The organism is Intrasporangium sp., assembly GCF_035280925.1.
GTDB lineage: Bacteria > Actinomycetota > Actinomycetes > Actinomycetales > Dermatophilaceae > Intrasporangium.
On the sequence record NZ_DATEEY010000029.1, the window covers coordinates 73162 to 87228 of the forward strand.

The window sequence follows — 14067 nt, forward strand, 5'->3', positions numbered from 1 at the left end:
CGCTAGGCGTCAGTAACGCGCGACGTGTCAACGCGGCCGCGGCCGAAGGCGTCGATCCGCCCCCACCGGCCCGGGATGTCGAGCAACTCCAGCCGGCCGATGGTCTTCGGAAGCGCGGGGTCCACGATCAGGTGCCCGTCCATCGGCTCGAGGCCGAGCATCGTGCGCAGCAGCAGCAGCGGCGCGCCGGTTGACCACGCCTGCGGACTGCACGCGGTGGGGTACTGCACCGGGAACTTGGTCATCGACTTCGGGTAGCCGCCGAATGCTTCTGGCAACCGGCCGTCGAAGAAGCGAGACGCCTCGAGGATGCCTGCTGCCACCAGCGCCGCCTCATCCTTGTAGCCGTAGCGCCGCAGGCCCCACGCGACGAACGAGCTGTCGAAGGGCCAGATGGTGCCGTTGTGGTAGCCGATCGGGTTGTACCGGGCCTCCCCGACAGCAAGGGTGCGGATGCCCCAGCCGGAGAACAACCGGTCGCTCATGAGGTGGTCGACGACGGCCTGGGCCTTCGAGTCGTCGACGATGCCGCTCCACAGCAGGTGGCCCATGTTCGAGGTGAGCGTATCCACCTGCCGCCCGTCCGGATCGAGGGCGAGCGCGAAGTACTCGCCGTCGGCGACCCAGAAGTCCTGGTTGAAGCGTCGTTTGAGGTCCGCGGCCTGCTTCTCCAACTCGGCCGCGAACTCTGGGTCGCCCCACACCTCGCGAGCGAGTCGTGCTGCGCGTACTTTGGCGTCGTAGGCGTACCCCTGCAGCTCGCAGGTGGCCCGCGGGAAGCCGGGCAGGGTGCCGTTGTGGAACGAGATGGAGTCCCACGAGTCCTTCCAGCACTGGTTCTCCAGCCCGGTGTCGGCGTTGCGGCGCTCATACGACACGTAACCGTTGCCCTGCAGGTCCGCGTAGGTGTCGATCCAGTGCAACGCGGCCCGAGCCTCGAACTCGAACTCCTTCACTAGCTCCGTGTCGCCCGTCCACCGTTCGTACTCGTCGAGCAGGATCACGTACAGCTGGGTGGCGTCGGCGGAGCCGTAGTAGGGAGAGTGCGGGCGCTCCTCGAACGCGGTCATCTCACCGAAACGCACCTCGTGCAGGATGCGGCCCGGGTCCTCGTCTCGGAAGTCGTCGATCCGGGTGCCCTGTCGCAGCCCCAGTTGCCGCAGCGTCGTGGCCGCCAGCTCGGAACTGAACGGCAGCACCTGCAGGCTGGTGAAGATGCTGTCTCGGCCGAACATCGTCATGAACCACGGCAGCCCGGCCGCCGGCAGGCTGTTCCGTCCCGCAGTCAGCGGCGAGAAGCGCAGTGCCGCCAGATCGACGAGACTGCGCTGGTAGGTCCTGTTCAGGGTCTCCCAGTCACAACCGAGTCGCGGTGTCTCCTCCAGCCAGCGGCTGAGGCCCAGCGCCATGTCCGGGATGGGCCGCCTAGCCTGCTCCGCGAGCGAGCGCCCCTGCCCCTCGACCTGGTGTGCGCTCACTCCGATCGCGACATCGAGCTCGGTCTTCCAGGTCTCGTGTGGGCCGATCGTGATCGTGAACGTCAACCCGTCCTCGTCCACCGTGCACTCCTGGGACGACGAAATGGCCGTCGATCGGCGGTAGGTGTCGCGTTCGTAGGCCAGGTGCAGCCCGTCCCCCTCCACCCGCTTGGAGTACGACCCCTTCTTCCTCAGCGCGTCTTTCACCTCGAAGAGGTCGGCAAAATCGGCATCCGCGTCGATGCGCACGGTGAGCTCGACCGCCTCGTCATCATGGTTCAGGATCGACAGCACCTCGGTGAAGCCGTTGCCAACCGAACGCTGCCGGATGACCGACATGGTCGCGTTCACATAAACACTGCCGACCCCAGGCACGAGAAAGAACCGGGCCTCGAAATATTGGAGGTTGTCGGTGGACAGCGAGGTGAGTCGATCCTCGTTGACCGTGAGTACCCACTTCGACAGGAACCGGGTGTCGAAGGAGAACAACCCCGTCGGGTCGGTTGGCGACGCCTCGACGTCGCCGACCTCATCGCTGACCACGAAGGTGTTGCCGTTCAGGATGCTGACCAGCTCGCTCATGAGCCGCCCCTCGTTCCTGCAGTCCGATCCCATCCGGGAGGCGGGCTGGGGAAGATGCGTTGGATCGTCACGAGCAGCTCGACGTCGCCTCGCGCGGCCAGCGCACCACGCAGGATCGCCGCGTTGGCGTTGGTGCGGCCGGCGACCAAGTCTTCGAAGGTCGACCGATCGCCGCGGATGGTGCAGTCCGCCGACCCGGGCTGCCGGGTAACCGTCAGCTGACCGTGATCAACGACCACCATCCACGAGTCCGCGTTCTCACCATCGACGATCTCAAACCGGATGCTCCCGGCAACCTTGCGCAACAGCGGCTCGTTCCCGCGTGCCCCGAGTTCTTCGAAGAATCGGGCGGGATCGTCGGAGGTAACCGGAGACGATGACGCATTGTTCACCCGGTCAGGATGCGCGCCGGTCAGTCCTCAATCGTCACCCGGTGTGGATGATCCTTGGGCAGAAATTGGTCAGGAATGGGTCAAATCTCTCCAATTGCCGTGGACACGCTGCGACGCCGAGCGGTAGGCAGGGTGGTGGGCGTATGCGGTCGACAAAGGGGTATCGGCATGCTGAACAACCCAGCTGGTCCAGGACTGGTGCTGTGTGTGGGCCTGTCCCTCACGGAGATTGCAGGCGTCGCGCGCCTTCTCCAGGAGCGAGCCGTCGTCCTCGGCGCCGTCGATGTCGAGGCCGCCCGGACGCTCCTGGAGCCTACCGAGGCCACGGCCACCAGCGCCCAACCCCAACCGTCGGCGAGCCGACCGATCGATCCATCCCCCCTGACCGTCGGGGCTCTCCGGATCGACATTCGGGCCCGCGAGGTTGCCATGAAGGGCAGGCCAGTCCACCTGTCGGCTCGCGAGTTCGACCTGCTGACCCTGCTCGCGTCGGACCTCGGTCGGGTATGGTCCTTCTCCGCGTTGACCCGACAGGTCTGGGGCAGCGACTACGGCGGCGACCGCGAACGGCTCACCTCTACCGTCAAACGGCTCCGCAAGCGTCTGGGCTCCATGGCCGGCTGTGAGGTCCGGTCGGTGCATGGGGTTGGTTACCGACTGAGCATCCTGCCCGCCGCACGATGAGCGCGGCGGGCTCGCCTGAGCCACCGAGAATCTGTCGTATGCCGCTGAGTTCGTCCCAGCCCAACGCCGAGTGGGCGGCCAGTACCCACATTCGACGAAGGCGGTGAGTGCGCGGGGTCGTCGACGCAGGCGAGCTGGCTGGACGAAGACGACTCCGCGCCGAGCACATTCACATCGTGAGGGTGAGCCAGCACTCAACGGGTCACTCGCGCCTCGTCGTCGGCTGCGTGCCCCGAACGATGGGCGAAGAGGAACCACGAGACGACGGCGCTGGCCAGCGCGATGCCGGCCGCCACGGTGTACCCGCGGCGGAAGCCGTCGGCGCCGCCCACGGTCAGACTGGCTGCCGCGACCCCGGACATCACCGCCGCGCCCAGCGAGGCGCCGAGCTCGTGGAACGTGCTGAGCAAGCCCGAGGCGACGCCCGCCTCGTGGTGTTCGACGGACCCCAGGGCCGTGGCGGACGCGACGACGAACAGGGCCCCCAGCCCTGCCGAGGCCAGGCTGACTGCGGTCACCGTGGCAGCCGTGCTGCCTCCGATCGCCGCACCGAGCAGGCCCGCGGCGGCGACCAGCAGGCCGGACACGGCCAGCGTGCGCGCACCCAGTCGACCGATGGTCCGGCCCGCCGCCTGCGCGCCGATCATCGTCGCGACGGCCACGGGCAGGAACAGCAGTCCGGTCGTCAGCGGCCCGTGTCCCGCAGCCTCCTGCAGGAAGAACGTCCCCAGGAAGAAGACGGCAACCATGATGGCGGTTCCCACGAAGAGGACGAACGCTCCAGCGAGCACCGGTCGACGCACCACGAGCCTCGGGTCGACCAAGGGATGCGTCGCCCGGTTGAGCCAGAGGGCCAGGCACAGGAACAGCACGAGGCTGAGGGAGAGCAGCCCGAGCAGTCGCGGCGAGGCCCAACCGCTGTCGCCCGCCTCGATGAACGCGTAGATCAGCACACCGGACGCCGCCGTGACAAGAGCAGCGCCAACGAGGTCGAGGCGTCCACCGGTCGCTGGGGCAGGCATCGACGGCAGCACCCGGGGCAGTGCGACGAGCACCACTGCTCCAACGGGCAGGTTGACGAGGAACACCCACTCCCAGCCGGGGCCGGCGGTGATGAGCCCTCCGAGCAGGACGCCGAGCGCGGCCCCGACTCCACCGAGAGCCGACCAGATGCCCAGGGCCCGGTTCCGCTCCTCACCGTCGAAGAGACGCACGACCAGGGAGAGTGCGGCGGGTGACATCAGCGCCGCTCCGAGGCCCTGGCCGACCCGGGCAGCGATGATCATGCCGGGTCCCGTGGCGAGGCCGGCGACGAGCGAGGCGATGGTGAACACGCCCAGCCCGGTGAGGACGATCCGTCGCGGACCGACGAGGTCGGCGAGCCGACCGCCAGTCAGCATCAGGCCCCCGAAGGCCAACGTGTACCCGCTCATCACCCAGGTCAGAGCGTCGCGGCTCATGCCCAGGTCTGCACCGAGCTGCGGCATCGCGACGGCGACCACGGTGATGTCGAGGATGAGCATGAGGTTGGCCACGGCCAGCAGGCCAAGGGCTCGCCAACGCCGAGGGTGCGGGGATGTTGCTGGAGTGTCGAGGGTTTCGCTGGTCATTGACATGCGTATCTCCATAACTCGAACTCGGGTGTTCAAGTTGTACCGTAGAAAACATGTACACTTCTGTTCAACTTATTTGCCGAGGAGACTGCAGCGATGACAGACAGAGCGGCCACGGTGGTGGCGGCACGTCGAGCGGACGCGGTGCGCAACCGCGCAGCGATACTCGAGGCGGCCACAGAATCCCTGGCACGCGACCCCGACGTGAGCATCAAGGACATCGCCGGCGCCGCGGGGGTGGGCCGGGTGACGCTGTACGGGCACTTCGAGTCCCGGGCATCACTGATCGAGGCCGTGGTCGATCGGGCGATACGCCAGACGGATGCCGACCTGCGCGAGGTGGACCTCTCCGGCGATGTCCGCGAGGCGATGACTCGCCTCATGTCGGTGACCTGGGACCTGACGCACCGCTTCGGCGCTCTCGTCGTCGCGGCCCAGCGAGACCTCCCGGCAGAGACGTTCCGGGCACTCCACGAGGCACCCTCGGCGCGGGTCAAGCAGCTGCTGCTCAAGGGCCGCAAGCAAGGTGCATTCCGGACGGACGCGCCGGTGTCCTGGCAGGTGATGGCGATGCAGAGCCTGCTCCACGGCGCCGTCGACGCTGTCTACCGCGGAGAGCTCCCTGCCGACCAGGGCCGCGAGCTCGTGACGTCGACGGTGCTGGCCGTGCTCGACCCGCCCCGCTGACCGACCCAACGCCAGCGTGAGGGCGAGTCCGAGCGCGGCCCAGCTCAGCGGCATACGGCCACAATGATTGTCGTATGCCGCTGGGCTGGTTCCGCGCGTCAGGCGCTGCGTCCCCGGACGGCTAGGTTGAGTGCATGCTCATCGCCGAGGACCTGTTGCTGCTGCTGACCAACGACGACACCGGCAGGCTGGCCTCATCGAAGACCGAGGTGGACGTGGCGCTCGGTGGCGCGTTGCTGGTCGACCTGACCCTGATGGGGCGCGTCGATGTCGCGGGTCCCGGCGAGCCGGTGCGCGAAGGGCGACTTGTCGTCAGGGATCCCAGCCCCACCGGCGATGCCGTGCTCGACGGGGCGCTGGCAACCATCGGCGAGAAGGAGGGCAAGAAGCCCCAGAGCGCCGTGGCGCGACTCGGCAAGGGTGTGCGGGCCAAGCTCTACGCGCGGCTCGTCGAGAGTGGTCTCGTGCGCGCGGAGACGGGTCGGGTCCTCGGCATCTTCCCGACGGACCGGTGGCCGGCAGAGGACGCCAACCACGAGTCGTCGGTCCGTGCCGGCATCGCTTCGGCCCTCCGCGCGGGCAGGACGTCGGATGCGAGGACTGGTGCCCTCATCTCGGTCCTGCTCGCACTGAGGGCGGTGCACAAGGTCATGGAACCGGCCTCGGTCGGGCTGTCCAGGCAGGAGATGAAGGCGAGCGCCAAGCGGATCTCCCAGGGGGACTGGGCGGCGAAGGCGGTCCGGCAGGCGATCGACAGCACCAACGCGGCCATCATCGCGGCCACCTCCTCCGCCGCGGCGGCCGGGGGCGGTGGCGGTTCCTGACCCAGCACGGTGTCGGATCGGCGCGGTGGTGTTCGTAGTAGAGGTGAGAGGCCGCCCGCGAGGGGCGCGCCCCGGAACCAGGAGATGTCAGCGATGCAGTACTTCGTTTCCGTGATCTACGACCAGACCAGCTTGGCCACCCCGGAAGAGATGGCGGCCATCGATGAGTTCAACGGCCGACTGGAGGCCGAGGGTCACTGGGTCTTCGCCGGTGGGTTGGCGGGCCCAAGCTCTGCCACCGTCATCGACAACCGGGGCGATGAGGCGATGGTCACCGACGGGCCATTTCTGGAGTCGAAGGAGTACGTTGCCGGCTTCTGGATCATGGAGGCCCCTGACCTGGACGTGGCGCTCAAGCTCGCCGCCGACGGGTCGAGGGCCTGCAACCGGAAGGTCGAGGTCCGACCGTTCCTGTGAGCTCGGTCGACGTGCACGAGGCGATCACCCGGGCCCACCACGAGGAGTGGGCTCGTGTGGTCGCGACGCTGACGCGGCGTTTCGGTGACCTCGACATCGCCGAGGACGCAGCGGCGGAGGCGTTCGCGGTCGCGGTCCAGCGGTGGCCGGCCGACGGGGTTCCCCCCAACCCGGGCGCCTGGCTGACCACCACCGCCAACCACAAGGCCATCGACCGCATCCGGCGCGAGAGGAAGCGGGACGACAAGCAGTGGGAGGCTCGGATGTTGTCCGACGACGACCCGCCTGAGCCTCTCGGCGCCATCGACGACGAGCGGCTTCGGCTGATCTTCACCTGCTGTCACCCGGCGCTCGGGATGGAGGCCCGCGTGGCCCTCACGCTGCGCCTGGTCGGCGGGCTGAGCGTGGCCGAGATCGCCCGGGCCTTCCTCGCCCAGGAGAGCACCGTGGGCCAGCGGATCACCCGCGCCAAGGCCAAGATCAAAGCGACCCGGATCCCGTACCGGGTGCCATCCGCGGAGGACCTCCCGGTGCGCGTGTCAGGCGTGCTCGCCGTCCTCTTCCTCGTCTTCAACGAGGGCTACCTGGCGACCGGGCCGGACACCGATCCCGTCCGCCACGACCTGACCGCCGAGTCGATCCGGCTCACTCGACTGATCCGTGCGCTGCTGCCGGACGACGGTGAGGTGTCCGGGCTGCTGGCGCTGATGCTGATGACCGAGGCCCGCCGGACCGCCCGGATCTCGGGGAGCGGCGAGCTCGTACCTCTCGCCGAACAGGATCGTGGGGCCTGGGACGCGGCGCTGGTCGCGGAAGGTCACCGCCTGGTTCGGGAGCGCCTGGCCACTGGGGTGGCTCCGGGCCGCTACCAGATCCTCGCGGCGATCAACGCGGTGCACACCTCCGCCCGCGACGTACGTGACACCGACTGGTCGCAGGTCGCGGCGCTCTACGACCAGCTCCTCCGCCTCGACCCCTCGCCGATCGTCGCCCTCAACCGGGCCATCGCGGTCGCCGAGCTCGACGGCCCGGAGGTGGCCCTGGCGACGGTCGACGGTCTCGAGGACAGGCTGGTCGGATACCACGCCTACCACGCGACCCGAGCCGACCTGCTGCGCAGGCTGGGCCGCAGTCAGGAGTCACGCGCCGCGTACGACCGGGCCATCGAGCTGGCCGGCAACACCGCCGAGACCGCCTACCTGACACGCCGCCGCGACCAGCTCGGCGCTGTACAGGGCGGCGACCAGCGCGCGGAGACCGACGTACGGCTGCACGGCCCGGCTGAGTGATTCGTCGGTCACGTCATGAATGTGAACAGCGCAGGCGCACAGCCATGCACACGTTCTTTCCTCTCCGGCCGGCGTCGCCTCCTCCCGTCCGTCCGGAGCAGTCGGCAGCCGACTACCGGGCCGGTGGGAGAAGTTGACTCAGAGCGTTGGACATCCCGTCCCGGGCCGCGCCCTTGCGACCCCAGAGCGTCAGACCGAACTGGAGGTTCGAGGACAGCGTCACCTGCACGGTCCCCGGCGCGACCTCGCGGATCCGTGCGGTGACCTTCTCGCCCGAGGCCAGCACCGTCCTCCCGGCGGTGAACACCAGGACGCCAGCCGCCCGATCCGCGGAGAGGTGCTGCATCCCCGTACGCCGTGCCGCCTCCTCGAGCGCCCCGATCGCCTCCCCGGTGCTCGCCAGGAAGCTCATCGATGTCTCGTCAGTTGCGCTCATCTCACCCCTCCATCACGCCGACGCCTTCCGCGGGTTCCGCAGAGACCGACTCGATGGCCGATGCTTCGGGCGCACGACGAGATTAGCGAGCCGACGGCGGGTAGCGGAACATGGCGCCGCATCGTCGAAACCGCGTCATCCAGCTCGTTGTGTGGGTGAGGGACCGTAGTGCATCGGTCCACCGAGGACGCATCCCGCTGCGTGGACGAGCGGGCGTCGCGCTCTGTGAGAGGAGTCCCCACATGACCAGACCATTTCGTTTCGGGGTCGTTGCCCCCGTGATGACTGACGTGTCCACCTGGCGGGACCGGGTGCGCCGCATCGCCGACAACGGCTATTCGACGCTGCTGATGCCCGACGTGCCGCAATGGCAGCCTGCGCCCGCCCCCACTCTCGCGGTTGCCGCGGCTCAGACAGACCTGCGCGTCGGCACGTGGGTGTATGCCTCCCCGCTGCGTCCGCCCTGGAGCACTGCGTGGGAGGCGCACTCGCTGTCGGTCCTCACTGAGGGCCGCTTCGAGATGGGCATCGGCACCGGCCGCCCAGGGATCGAGGACGAACTGCGCGAGCGCGGTCTGCCGGTGGCCCCACCGAGGGAGCGGCTGGCCCAGGTGCGTGAGACCGTGGCGGCGTTGCGAGATCTGGACGGTCCCGATGTCCACACGCCGGTCGTCATGGCCGTTCGTGGGCCGAAAGCCCAAGCGCTGGCCGTCGAAGTCGCCGACACGGTCACCTTCGCAATGCTGTCGAGCGACACACGTGCACACGTCGCGGCGCTCGCACGCGACCTCAGCGCCGTGCGGGACGTCGAGCTCGCACTCCATGTCCCGGTCATTGGCGACACCGTCGCGCCGTTCATGGCGTCCGCACGGGACACCGATCCGGCGGCGTTGCGGGAGGCGGACTCGCTGGCAATACTTCCCGTCGACCCAGGCGCCGCCGCCGAGGAGATCCAGCGGCGACGCGAGGAAATCGGCTACTCGTACTTCGTCTTTGGCGCCGACTTCGCCGGAGTGTTGGCCCCGGTGGTAGCCAGGCTGGCCGGCCAGTAGCCCGGGCCGCCCCTTGGGCCGTCAGCGGTGGTCCAGCACGGCCCCGACAGTGGCCGGGGGAGGGCAACCACTGCTGACCGCCTCGGGGCGCAGCTCGTAGTGCCAGGGCTCGTTGCCGTAGATCTGGCACAGTCCATGGCTGGCGCCGTGCTCGGACAACCACACCGTGGCGTCGTCGTACCCGATGTCGACGGCGGCCCCGGACACATGGGCGGACGTGTCCGCGGCGGCGACCCATCGGTCAGCTTCCGCTTCGGACCCGTACGCGGCGACTGCCTCGTCAAGAAGCTGGTTCTGGTACACCGGGGAACGCCATCCACTGTTGACGTAGAGCGCGATGCCGTCGTCAGCGGCATCCCTCGCCGCGTCGAGCAGGGCTCGGAGCAGACCAGGGTCGAGGTTGGCCACGCCGGGGAAGTGGTCATCGAAAGCCGTCGTGCCGTCGGGGAGGACACCATCGTCCTCGGTGACTGTCGATGACGACACCGACTGACAGGCGAGGGTCACGATGATCGCGACGACGACCATGCCGACAGCGGTGGACGTGAGAGCCCTGCGCCGCCTCGTTCGTGCACGTGGGCTTCGACTCATGCTGCCAGTCCAGGCGGCGTGGCGTTGTCAGCGCGTATGCGGTTTTCGGTATGCCGACGATATGGGCGGGCTCCTAGCATCGAGGGCATGCGCGTCTTGGTCGTCGAGGACGAGCCCTACCTGGCAGAGGCCATCCGCGATGGGCTGCGCTTGGCGGCGATCGCGGCCGACATCGCCGGTGACGGCCACACTGCGCTGGACCTGCTGCGCCTCAACGCCTACGACATCGCCGTCCTCGATCGCGACATTCCCGGGCCCTCGGGTGACGAGGTCGCCGCGAGCATCGTCGCCTCCGGTAGCGGAATGCCGATCCTCATGCTGACCGCTGCCGACCGGATCGACGAGAAGGCCACGGGATTCGAGCTGGGTGCCGACGACTACCTCACCAAGCCGTTCGACCTGCAAGAGCTCGTGCTGAGGCTGCGAGCACTCGACCGCAGGCGCGCGCACAACCGACCGCCGGTGTGGGAGATCGCAGGGCTGCGGCTCGATCCGTTTCGCCGCGAGGTCTACCGGGACGGTCGGTACGTCGCGCTGACCAGGAAGCAGTTCGCCGTGCTCGAGGTGCTGGTCGCCGCCGAAGGTGGTGTCGTCAGCGCCGAGGAGCTCTTGGAACGAGCCTGGGACGAGAACGCCGACCCGTTCACCAATGCCGTGCGCATCACCGTCTCGGCCCTGCGCAAGCGCCTCGGCGAACCCTGGGTCATCGCCACGGTCGCCGGTGTCGGCTATCGGATCGACACGGGACCGGACCCGAGACGAGTGGGGGGCGAACGTGGATAGGTCGCCCGGGCTGAGCGTTCGCCTCAAGCTCACCCTCAGCTATGCAGGTTTCCTCATGCTCGCGGGTGGCTTGCTCCTCGCCACCGTGTGGCTGTTCCTCCTTCGCTACGTCCCCGACCGCGCGCGCTTCGGACCGGGGCCCTTCGCCCCCACCCGATCCGACCTCCTGGATGCGTTCGCTCCGAGGGCCGGTCAGGCGCTGGCGTTCCTGCTCGTGCTCGGCCTCCTCGGAGGGTGGTTCCTGGCTGGACGGATGCTCGCTCCTCTGACCAGGATCACCGATGCCACCCGCATGGCTGCCAGCGGGTCGCTCTCCCACCGGATCCGGTTGGAGGGACGTCAGGACGAGTTCCGCGAGCTGGCCGACAGCTTCGACGCCATGCTCGCACGGCTCGAAGCACAGGTCGCCGAACAGCGCAGGTTCGCCGCCAACGCGTCCCACGAGCTGCGCACCCCGCTGGCGATCACGCAGACCCTTCTCGACGTCGCACGCAACGATCCGAACGGCGACACCGGCGAGCTCGTCAGGCGCCTCCTGACCGTCAACGCTCGAGCGATAGACCTCACGGAAGCACTGCTGTTGCTCAGCCGCACCGACCAGCGATCGTTCACCCGAGAACCGGTCGACCTGTCCCTCATCGCGGAAGAGGCCACCGAGGCCCTCCTTCCCCTAGCTGCGAAGCAGCGCGTCACCATCGATACCTCCGGGGACATCACTCCGACCGTGGGCTCACCCGCTCTCCTGCGGCAGTTGGCCACAAACCTCGTGCACAACGCGATCGTGCACAACCTGCCTCAGGACGGCCGGGTCTGGGTCACCACGAGCGTTCACCACAACACCGCCGTGCTCACGGTCGAGAACACCGGCGACCGGCTCACCCGGCAGCTGGTTTCGACGCTTGCCGAGCCGTTTCAACGCGGCACCAAACGCGTCCGCGCTGACCACGCCGGGGTCGGTCTCGGACTCGCGATCGTCAAGAGCATCACCCAAGCACACGATGGAGAACTCGCCATCGTCCCCCGCCCTGAGGGCGGGATCTGCGTCACGGTGCGGTTGCCCGCCGGGAGTCCGTGACCCGGACGGTGCCTTCCCGGCTGCCAGACGCGGCCGCGCCCCCTCCGGGTGGGCAGCAGCACGAAGACCCCGGCAGTCTGAAAGTTCATGCGCGGCGGATGTCGAGAACGCCTGGACGGCTCCGCTCCAAGGGTATGAGCAGCCGAAGAGGCCCTGACCACGACACCGAGTGAGGAGCGACCACCATGCAACCGAACGAGATCACCGCGATCCTCAACCGCCCGATCAGCCAGGAGCTCCTGGCTCGCGACCTGCTCCGCATGGCCTACGTCGCCAAGGACGGCACCCCCCGCAACATCCCGATCGCGTTCGTCTGGAACGGCTCGGAGATCGTCGTCTGCACCACGAAGAACGCCCCGAAGCTACCCTCGCTGCGGCACAACCCCGACGTGGCGCTGACGATCGACACCGAGGTGCATCCGCCGAAGATCCTCCTCATCCGTGGTCGAGCGGAGCTGGACGTCGTGGACGGCATTCCTGACGAGTACCTGCAGGCGAACGGCACCTACCAGATGACCCCCGAGCAGCGCGTCGAGTGGGAGGCCGAGGTCCGCTCCCTCTACGACGGCATGGTGCGGATCGTCATCACCCCGACCTGGGCCAAGCTGATCGACTTCGAGACCACCCTGCCCACGGCGGTCGAGGAGCTGGTCCGGAGGCGGGCCGAGCGTCAGCACACCTGACCCCCGGTGCACTCTCGTGGGGACGGTCACGCCTGCGTGCGCAGGTAGCGCCCGAAGTGCGGCACCGTGAACGCGATCTGCCCTCTTTCACCTGAGTAGATCAGGCCCTTCTTGATGAGGGCATCCCTTGCGGGAGAAAGGGATTGGGGCTTACGCCCCAAGATGTCAGCCACCGCTGAGGTGGCGACGGCGTCCATCTCGTTGACGATGCCGTATGCCGCTGAGCTCGCTCCCAGCCCGTCCTGGCCCGAGTCGACGGGCTGGGTGCCGGTCGACCGGATCAGGGCGGCATCGGCCATCGCCCGGAGGTACTCGCGCTCGGCGGGCGTGGCGCGCTCGAAACGTGACCCGAAGAAACCGACGGCCAGCTCCGACTCGGCTTCGGGCGCCGCGACCTGAATGTCCTCGGCCGAGATGGGGGACGTGGGGGCGACGTCCCACACGGCCTTGCCGTAGGCCTGGATGAAGTAGGGGTAGCCAGCGGTGACGGCGTACATCGCCTCGAGGGCCTCCGGAGCGAACGAACACCCCTCGTCGGCAGCCGGCCCGACCAGCGCCTGGTCGGCCGCCTCGCGAGGGAGTCGGTCGATGCGTTGGTAGCGAAACAGCCTCTCGGAGTAGGACTTCGATGCCGAAAGGACCGCCGGCAGATGGGGCAACCCAGCGCCGACGACGATGACGGGCAGGCCCGACTGCGAGATCTCGTGGCAGGAAGCGCAGAGCGCGGAGACGTCCTCCGGGTCGAGGTCCTGCATCTCGTCGATGAAGAAGGCCACTCCCTTGCCGACGTCGGCGGCGAGCCCACCGATGTCGGTGAAGAGCTCCACGAGGTCGATCTCGATGTCGCCGGAGTCCGCACGGCCGGGCACGGCGGGCACGTCGATGCCCGGCTGCCATCTGTCCCGCAGCTTGGCGCCCGGCGGGACGTCGCGCAGTGCGAACGACTTGATGATGCCGAGCACGTGGTCGACCTCGTCGCCTCGCGGGTGACCCAGCTCGCGGATGGCCTGGTGCGCCGCGGCCGCCAGCGGCCGTCGCAGCCGCTGCTCGGGCCTCGCCTCGAACTTTCCTGTGCCCCAGTCTGCCCGCACCGCTGAGGACCGCAGGGCGTTGAGCAGGACCGTCTTGCCGACACCGCGAAGACCGGTCAGGACGATCGACCGCTCCGACCGACCCCGCGAGACCCGCTCCAGGACGACGTCGAACGTCCGCAGCTGCTCGTCACGTCCGGCCAGCTCGGGTGGGCGCTGACCCGCACCCGGCGCGTACGGGTTGGTGATGGGGTCCACGATCGGAGGCTATACGCGCGTCTAGGGAAAACCTGAGACATTCGCATACGCGCCAATTCGTGTCGCTTGCACCCGACCACCCACGAAGCGCAGCAGCCCACGAAAGCGAGCCCAGCGGCATACGACATCGTCTTGGGCACGAAACGCCGTTCCGCACGGTCAGGGGTGGTCATGCGGAACGGCGCGAAGCAA

At 68.4% G+C, this 14067-nt stretch carries 15 protein-coding genes; 9 read left to right on the plus strand and 6 right to left on the minus strand.

Annotated elements, in window-relative coordinates; all coding sequences use genetic code 11:
* Window positions 1-2: 2 nt before the first annotated feature.
* Complete coding sequence (locus tag VJN29_RS03110; RefSeq protein ID WP_324142111.1) at window positions 3-2060, minus strand: glycogen debranching N-terminal domain-containing protein; 2058 nt, start codon at window positions 2058-2060, stop codon at window positions 3-5.
* The gene (locus tag VJN29_RS20345; RefSeq protein WP_414654318.1) at window positions 2057-2452 is read right to left on the minus strand and encodes an SCP2 sterol-binding domain-containing protein; all 396 of its coding nucleotides are present in this window, start codon (window positions 2450-2452) and stop codon (window positions 2057-2059) included. The genes VJN29_RS03110 and VJN29_RS20345 overlap by 4 nt, the downstream gene beginning before the upstream one ends.
* A 168-nt stretch (window positions 2453-2620) precedes the next feature.
* Between VJN29_RS20345 and VJN29_RS03120 the strand changes: the two genes are divergently transcribed.
* Window positions 2621-3136 carry a winged helix-turn-helix domain-containing protein gene (locus VJN29_RS03120; RefSeq protein WP_324142113.1) on the plus strand — a complete coding sequence of 172 codons (516 nt, stop codon included), beginning with the start codon at window positions 2621-2623 and terminating at the stop codon, window positions 3134-3136.
* Between the two features lie 194 nt (window positions 3137-3330).
* Here the strand turns inward: VJN29_RS03120 and VJN29_RS03125 are convergent, their stop codons facing one another.
* A complete protein-coding gene (locus VJN29_RS03125) occupies window positions 3331-4752 on the minus strand; it encodes an MFS transporter (RefSeq protein WP_324142114.1) in 1422 nt (473 codons plus the stop codon).
* 93 nt (window positions 4753-4845) lie between these two features.
* Here VJN29_RS03125 and VJN29_RS03130 point away from each other — a divergent pair, with 93 nt between their 5' ends.
* The 4 genes from VJN29_RS03130 (at window position 4846) to VJN29_RS03145 (ending at window position 7966) form a co-directional block, all read left to right on the plus strand.
* The gene (locus VJN29_RS03130) at window positions 4846-5436 is read left to right on the plus strand and encodes a TetR/AcrR family transcriptional regulator (RefSeq protein WP_324142115.1); all 591 of its coding nucleotides are present in this window, start codon (window positions 4846-4848) and stop codon (window positions 5434-5436) included.
* Window positions 5437-5570: 134 nt separating this feature from the next.
* The gene (locus VJN29_RS03135; RefSeq protein ID WP_324142116.1) at window positions 5571-6260 is read left to right on the plus strand and encodes a GOLPH3/VPS74 family protein; all 690 of its coding nucleotides are present in this window, start codon (window positions 5571-5573) and stop codon (window positions 6258-6260) included.
* 93 nt (window positions 6261-6353) lie between these two features.
* The gene (locus VJN29_RS03140) at window positions 6354-6677 is read left to right on the plus strand and encodes a YciI family protein (RefSeq protein ID WP_324142117.1); all 324 of its coding nucleotides are present in this window, start codon (window positions 6354-6356) and stop codon (window positions 6675-6677) included.
* Window positions 6674-7966: an RNA polymerase sigma factor gene (locus tag VJN29_RS03145; RefSeq protein ID WP_324142118.1), complete on the plus strand. Its 1293-nt coding sequence runs from the start codon at window positions 6674-6676 to the stop codon at window positions 7964-7966. Before VJN29_RS03140 ends, VJN29_RS03145 begins: the two co-directional genes overlap by 4 nt.
* Window positions 7967-8078: 112 nt before the next feature.
* Here the strand turns inward: VJN29_RS03145 and VJN29_RS03150 are convergent, their stop codons facing one another.
* Window positions 8079-8402 carry a hypothetical protein gene (locus VJN29_RS03150; protein WP_324142119.1) on the minus strand — a complete coding sequence of 108 codons (324 nt, stop codon included), beginning with the start codon at window positions 8400-8402 and terminating at the stop codon, window positions 8079-8081.
* Window positions 8403-8644: 242 nt separating this feature from the next.
* Between VJN29_RS03150 and VJN29_RS03155 the strand changes: the two genes are divergently transcribed.
* A complete protein-coding gene (locus tag VJN29_RS03155) occupies window positions 8645-9454 on the plus strand; it encodes an LLM class flavin-dependent oxidoreductase (RefSeq protein ID WP_324142120.1) in 810 nt (269 codons plus the stop codon).
* Between the two features lie 21 nt (window positions 9455-9475).
* Here VJN29_RS03155 and VJN29_RS03160 read toward each other — a convergent pair whose 3' ends face one another.
* Window positions 9476-10045 (minus strand): D-alanyl-D-alanine carboxypeptidase family protein, encoded by a 570-nt coding sequence (locus tag VJN29_RS03160; RefSeq protein WP_324142121.1) that lies wholly within the window; start codon window positions 10043-10045, stop codon window positions 9476-9478.
* An 87-nt stretch (window positions 10046-10132) separates the two neighbouring features.
* On the opposite strand from VJN29_RS03160, the gene VJN29_RS03165 reads away from it, so the two are divergent.
* From VJN29_RS03165 to VJN29_RS03175, 3 genes are all read left to right on the plus strand, one after another.
* Window positions 10133-10828, plus strand: a complete 696-nt coding sequence (locus VJN29_RS03165; protein ID WP_324142122.1) for a response regulator transcription factor — start codon at window positions 10133-10135, stop codon at window positions 10826-10828.
* A complete protein-coding gene (locus VJN29_RS03170) occupies window positions 10821-11903 on the plus strand; it encodes a HAMP domain-containing sensor histidine kinase (RefSeq protein WP_324142123.1) in 1083 nt (360 codons plus the stop codon). The genes VJN29_RS03165 and VJN29_RS03170 overlap by 8 nt, the downstream gene beginning before the upstream one ends.
* 185 nt (window positions 11904-12088) lie before the next feature.
* Entirely contained in the window at window positions 12089-12586 is a 498-nt protein-coding gene (locus VJN29_RS03175) for a pyridoxamine 5'-phosphate oxidase family protein (protein ID WP_324142124.1), read from the plus strand.
* Between the two features lie 26 nt (window positions 12587-12612).
* Here VJN29_RS03175 and VJN29_RS03180 read toward each other — a convergent pair whose 3' ends face one another.
* Entirely contained in the window at window positions 12613-13875 is a 1263-nt protein-coding gene (locus VJN29_RS03180) for an ATP-binding protein (RefSeq protein WP_324142125.1), read from the minus strand.
* Between the last annotated feature and the right edge of the window lie 192 nt (window positions 13876-14067).

Bases quoted from the DNA above. Each gene is read 5' to 3' on its own strand.
- VJN29_RS03110 (WP_324142111.1), bottom strand. From the start codon at position 2,060: ATGAGCGAGCTGGTCAGCATCCTGAACGGCAACACCTTCGTGGTCAGC.
- VJN29_RS03120 (WP_324142113.1), top strand. From the start codon at position 2,621: ATGCTGAACAACCCAGCTGGTCCAGGACTGGTGCTGTGTGTGGGCCTG.
- VJN29_RS03125 (WP_324142114.1), bottom strand. From the start codon at position 4,752: ATGTCAATGACCAGCGAAACCCTCGACACTCCAGCAACATCCCCGCAC.
- VJN29_RS03130 (WP_324142115.1), top strand. From the start codon at position 4,846: ATGACAGACAGAGCGGCCACGGTGGTGGCGGCACGTCGAGCGGACGCG.
- VJN29_RS03135 (WP_324142116.1), top strand. From the start codon at position 5,571: ATGCTCATCGCCGAGGACCTGTTGCTGCTGCTGACCAACGACGACACC.
- VJN29_RS03140 (WP_324142117.1), top strand. From the start codon at position 6,354: ATGCAGTACTTCGTTTCCGTGATCTACGACCAGACCAGCTTGGCCACC.
- VJN29_RS03150 (WP_324142119.1), bottom strand. From the start codon at position 8,402: ATGAGCGCAACTGACGAGACATCGATGAGCTTCCTGGCGAGCACCGGG.
- VJN29_RS03155 (WP_324142120.1), top strand. From the start codon at position 8,645: ATGACCAGACCATTTCGTTTCGGGGTCGTTGCCCCCGTGATGACTGAC.
- VJN29_RS03160 (WP_324142121.1), bottom strand. From the start codon at position 10,045: ATGAGTCGAAGCCCACGTGCACGAACGAGGCGGCGCAGGGCTCTCACG.
- VJN29_RS03165 (WP_324142122.1), top strand. From the start codon at position 10,133: ATGCGCGTCTTGGTCGTCGAGGACGAGCCCTACCTGGCAGAGGCCATC.
- VJN29_RS03175 (WP_324142124.1), top strand. From the start codon at position 12,089: ATGCAACCGAACGAGATCACCGCGATCCTCAACCGCCCGATCAGCCAG.